The organism is Nioella sp. (assembly GCF_964229645.1).
Classification (GTDB): domain Bacteria; phylum Pseudomonadota; class Alphaproteobacteria; order Rhodobacterales; family Rhodobacteraceae; genus Nioella.
On sequence record NZ_CAXREX010000186.1, the window covers coordinates 1 to 4,802 of the forward strand.

Here is a 4,802-nt window from a genome sequence, read left to right on the forward strand (position 1 = left end):
CTGCCGCCGCAGCCCTCGGCCAACGAGATCAGCCCCGAGGCGCTGGCCAAGGTCAACGAGGTCGAGAAACATGCCAAGCGCATCAGCCTCATGGAACTGACCGAGCGCACCTGCAAATGGCCGATCGGCGATCCTGCCACCGATGATTTCTACTTCTGCGGCCTGCCGGTGCAGCAGGGCAAACCCTATTGCGACGCGCATGTGGGCGTGGCCTTCCAGCCCATGTCCTCGCGCCGCGACCGGCGCCGCTGAGAAAAGTCTTCCAGAAGACTTTTCTAACGCCTGAAAGAAGAGTTTTCAGGAAAACTCTTCAAATCCTCAGCAGCAGAATTTTCCGGAAAATTCTGCTGCTTCAGCTCCGGCAGCCACGCATCTCGCGCTCTGCCAGCCCGGTTTCCACCAACATGCAGCGATCCCGCGCCTCGTAGTAGTAGCCGCGCGCGTAGCGCCCGATCGCGCCGTCGAAATCGCCCCCCGCCAGCAAGTAGGCCCCGCGCAGGTAGCGCACGCCGTAGCGCAGGCTCACGTCCGGATCGAGCAACTCGCCTGCCGGCCCACGGTGGCCCATGGTGCGCGCGGTTTCCGGCAACATCTGCAACAGCCCGTAATAGGGCCCTGCCCGCAGATGTGCGCGGTAGTCGCTTTCCCGGTCGATCAGCCGATGGATCAGCGGCGCGGGCACCTCGTAGAGATCGGCATAATGGTTGATGAGCCGCCGCAGCTCGGGCGTTTCATTGGGGTAAAGCGGGGGCTCGCCCCGGCTGACCGCCGCCTCGCGCCCGCCGCCACAGGCCGACAGCAGCAGCATGACCAGCACCAGCACAAGGCGGCCCATCTCAGTTGCCTCCCAAAAGCCGGTTCAACTGCTCCGCCGCTTCCTCGCGCAGCCGGTCTTCAAGGCTGTCGACAGCCGCATCCTCGACCGACTGGCCTTCCTCCACCTCGACACCAAGCGCCTCGGTCACGGCATCGGTCACGGCCTGCGTCGCCCGCTCTTCCAGCGCGTCCAGTTCCTCCTGCAATTCCTGCTGCGCCAGCGCTTCGAGGTCGAGGCTGTAGCTCAGGTTGCTCCACGGCCCGCGAATGCGCAGCGGCACGCGCACGCCGCCCTCCGACCCTTCCCCGTAAAGGATGCGGGGGATCACCGTGTAATCCATCGCCTGCTGCCCGACAGAGACCGTGCCGGCCCCCGTGAGCTCTCCGTAGGGCGCGGTCATCAGAAGGTCCTCATTGGTCACGATACCGCCATCCATGGCAAAGCTTGCGGTGATGCTTTCATAGACCGTGCGCTGGCCCTCTCCACGATAGGAGGTGTCGAGGTTGCGGATCATCCCGCCGATATCGAGGCCCAGGATCGCCCCTTCGCCAAGCGACAGCTCGCCCGAGCCGGAGAGAGAGTTCATCAGCGCGTGCATGTCATTGCCGACCATCAGGAAGTCGAACCGCGCATCGCCGGTGCCTTCCAGCCGGTCCCAGTCGGCGAAATCCGACAAGAGCGGGCTAAGCCGCACCCCCGCCACGTTCAGGTTGCCGCCCATCGACAGCCCCCCGCGCCCGTTGACGACGTATTGCCCGGTGATCGCGCCCTCGTAGGCAGACAGGTTGCGCAGATCGAGCACCAGCCGACCGGCGGTCAGGGTGGCGCGCAGATCGACCGCGCCGAAGGTCAGGATGCCCAGGTCAAGCCCGTCCAGGGCCAGCGCCGCTTCGGCATCAACCGCGTGCAGGCCGCTCACGTCGATGGTCTCGCGCGACCAGCCCGTCGCCCCGGACCCTTCCGATCCGGCTGCGCCGGCATCCCCGCCTTCGGTCAGGCCGGACAGGTCCAGAACGCCCCCGCTCAGCGCCGCCCGGATCAGCGGGCGCTCATCGCCCGGGATCACGTCGATATCGCCCGACAGGCTGTTGCCGTCGAAGGTAAAGCGCGCATCGCGCAGATGGGCCGAGCCTTCCGAGGCCAGCGTGAACGCACCGTCCAGCGCCAGCCGGTCGCGCCCCAGCCCCTCCGGCAGTTCGGGCGCGCCCTGGCCCGCCAGGGCCATCACCGGGCCAAGATCGGTGGCATCAAGGTGCACCGTCCCGTCAACGCCCAGGGGCGCAAGCCCCACGCGGCCGTCGAACCCGGCTTCGCCGCCCGCCCAGTCGAGCGTCAGCGACACCGGACGCACTTCGCCTTCCAGCAGCGGACCAACCCCGTCGATCGCGGCTGCGACCGAAACGGTCGCCCCGTTCATCGTGCCCTCGCCGTCGAGATCGGCCAGCCCCTCTGCCGAGGGCAGCCGCAGGGTCAGGCTCAACGCCTCGACGCGCAGTTCGGTCCCTGCCGCCTCGTCCCGATAAAGGAGCGACGCGTCGGTGATCTCGGCCAGGTCCAGCGTGAAACTGCCAAGGCCGCCGCTGCCGGGCCCGCCTTCGGCACTGTCCTCGGACGCGGCCTCGATACCCTCACCGGCAGAGAAATCCCAGCTCACGGCCCCGTCGGCCCGGCTGACCAGCACGATGTCGGGGCGCACGAGTTCGAAGCGCTGCACCCGCACCGATCCGGAGAAAAGCGCCCAGAGATCGACCCCCACGTTGAGCCGTTCCGCCCGGATCAGCGGCCCATCCTCGACCCAGGCCGGGTTGCCCATCTCGACGCCCTCGACCCGCACGCCCAGCGTGGGGAAGAGCGAGGGCCGGATGTCGCCCGCGATCGACAGGCTGCGCCCGGTCGCGCGCTCGAACTGTTCACCCACCAGGGTGCCGATCCGCTCGGTTGGAATGAGAAACAGCGTGCCCACGGCCACAACCGCCAACACCACGATCAACCCGATCAGCCGCACGATCCAGCGCATGCCTGCTCTCCTTGTCTGCCCGGTGCGAATCCTAGCGCGCGAAAGTGCCCCGGAACCAGCGAAATCGCCGCCCGGTCGCCCCTGCGGGGGAATGCCGCCGATGGCCGGGGGTCAGTCCAGCTCGGTCCAGGGCCAGGGCTTCACGTTGCTCGCCGCCGTCTGGTAGCGCGCGGCCTTGGCCACCCAGACGCCCAGGTCGGTGCCGAAATCGGCCAGCCGCTCGTTGGGCTGCTTGTTGATCAGAAGGATGACGAACTGGATCAGGGTCGCGATCCCCAGGATCGTCTGCGCGACCGAGATCATGATCGCGATCAGGATCATGTAAACCAGCCGCATCCCGATCGGGTCCGGCTCGGTCGCGAACTGTTCGCCGTGGATCCGGCCCTGGTAGCGGTCGTCGTCGTCTCCGGTCATCTCTGCCCCCGATCTGTCATCCTGACCCTATCACATGGGAAGACCCCGCCCCAGCGCAAGTGGCGAAATCCCTTCCCTCGCCGCCAAGGCCGATGTATCAGCCCGGCCATGACCCAGAACCCGCCCGATCTCCGCCCCGACCTCGCCCGCGCGAGCGTTCCCGACGACCGCCGCCCCGGCCAGCCCACCATCGGCATGGTCAGCCTCGGCTGCCCCAAGGCGCTGGTGGACAGCGAACGCATCCTGACGCGGCTTCGGGCCGAGGGCTACGCGATCTCGCCCGAGTACGCGGGCGCGGAAGCGGTCATCGTCAACACCTGCGGCTTTCTCGACTCCGCCAAGATGGAGAGCCTCGAGGCCATCGGCGAGGCGCTGCAGCAAAACGGCAAGGTCATCGTCACCGGCTGCATGGGGGCCGAGCCCGAGACCATCACCGGCACCCATCCCACGGTTCTGGCCGTCACCGGCCCACATCAATATGAACAGGTGCTCGATGCCGTGCACAAGGTCGTGCCGCCCTCGCCCGATCCGTTCATCGACCTGCTTCCCGCGCGCGGCGTCTCCCTCACCCCGCGCCATTACAGCTACCTCAAGATCTCCGAGGGCTGTAACCACAAGTGCAAGTTCTGCATCATCCCCGACATGCGCGGTCGCCTCGCCAGCCGCCCCCATAAGGCCGTGATGCGCGAGGCCGAGAAGCTGGTTGAAGCGGGCGTCAGGGAACTGCTCGTCATCTCCCAGGACACCTCCGCCTATGGAACCGACTGGAAGGACCGCGACGACAAGTTCCCGATCCTGCCGCTCGCCCGCGACCTGGGGTCATTGGGCGCATGGGTCCGGATGCACTACGTCTACCCCTACCCCCATGTGCGAGAGATGATCCCCGCCATGGCGGAAGGCCTGATCCTGCCCTACCTGGATATCCCCTTCCAGCATGCTCATCCCGAAACGCTCAAGCGCATGGCCCGCCCCGCCGCCGCCGCGCGCACTTTGGATGAAATCGCCGCCTGGCGCGCCGACTGCCCCGAGATCACCCTGCGCTCCACCTTCATCGTGGGCTATCCCGGCGAGACCGAGGAAGAATTCCAGACGCTGCTCGATTGGCTCGACGTGGCGCAACTGGATCGCGTCGGCTGCTTCAAATACGAAAACGTGGCTGGCGCCCGGTCCAACGACCTGCCCGATCATGTGGCCGAAGAGGTGAAAGACGACCGCTTCCACCGCTTCATGGAAAAGGCGCAGGCGATTTCCGAGGCGAAACTCGCCGCCAAGGTGGGCACGCGACTGGAGGTCATCGTCGACGAGGTGGACGACGAAGGCGCCACCTGCCGGACGAAAGCCGACGCGCCCGAGATCGACGGGAACCTGTTTATTGATGAAGGGTTTGAGGGGTTGTCAGCGGGGGATATCGTGACGGTCGAGGTGGATGAGGCGAGTGAGTATGATTTGTGGGGGCAACTGACGGCCTAGGCCCAGGATTCCACATCAACCGCCACCCCCGACGCGCGCGGGGGCGATCCGGACCTTTCCGTCAGCCACTTTATCCCTGCCACA

The 4,802-nt window shown here is 66.7% G+C and carries 5 protein-coding genes; 2 read left to right on the plus strand and 3 right to left on the minus strand.

What is annotated here, in order from left to right; all coding sequences use genetic code 11:
• A partial coding sequence (locus ACEQXV_RS12605; RefSeq protein WP_370269494.1) for a GcrA family cell cycle regulator occupies positions 1-252 on the plus strand: 252 nt, incomplete at its 5' end.
• A gap of 100 nt (positions 253-352) precedes the next feature.
• Here ACEQXV_RS12605 and ACEQXV_RS12610 read toward each other — a convergent pair.
• The 3 genes from ACEQXV_RS12610 to ACEQXV_RS12620 form a co-directional block, all read right to left on the minus strand.
• The gene (locus ACEQXV_RS12610) at positions 353-835 is read right to left on the minus strand and encodes a transglycosylase SLT domain-containing protein (RefSeq protein WP_370269495.1); all 483 of its coding nucleotides are present in this window, start codon (positions 833-835) and stop codon (positions 353-355) included.
• 1 nt (position 836) lies between these two features.
• The gene (locus ACEQXV_RS12615; RefSeq protein ID WP_370269496.1) at positions 837-2,834 is read right to left on the minus strand and encodes an AsmA family protein; all 1,998 of its coding nucleotides are present in this window, start codon (positions 2,832-2,834) and stop codon (positions 837-839) included.
• Positions 2,835-2,945: 111 nt separating this feature from the next.
• The gene (locus ACEQXV_RS12620; protein WP_370251854.1) at positions 2,946-3,248 is read right to left on the minus strand and encodes a DUF4389 domain-containing protein; all 303 of its coding nucleotides are present in this window, start codon (positions 3,246-3,248) and stop codon (positions 2,946-2,948) included.
• A 108-nt stretch (positions 3,249-3,356) separates the two neighbouring features.
• On the opposite strand from ACEQXV_RS12620, the gene rimO reads away from it, so the two are divergent.
• Positions 3,357-4,718 carry a 30S ribosomal protein S12 methylthiotransferase RimO gene (gene rimO / locus ACEQXV_RS12625; RefSeq protein ID WP_370269497.1) on the plus strand — a complete coding sequence of 454 codons (1,362 nt, stop codon included), beginning with the start codon at positions 3,357-3,359 and terminating at the stop codon, positions 4,716-4,718.
• Positions 4,719-4,802: the final 84 nt, after the last annotated feature.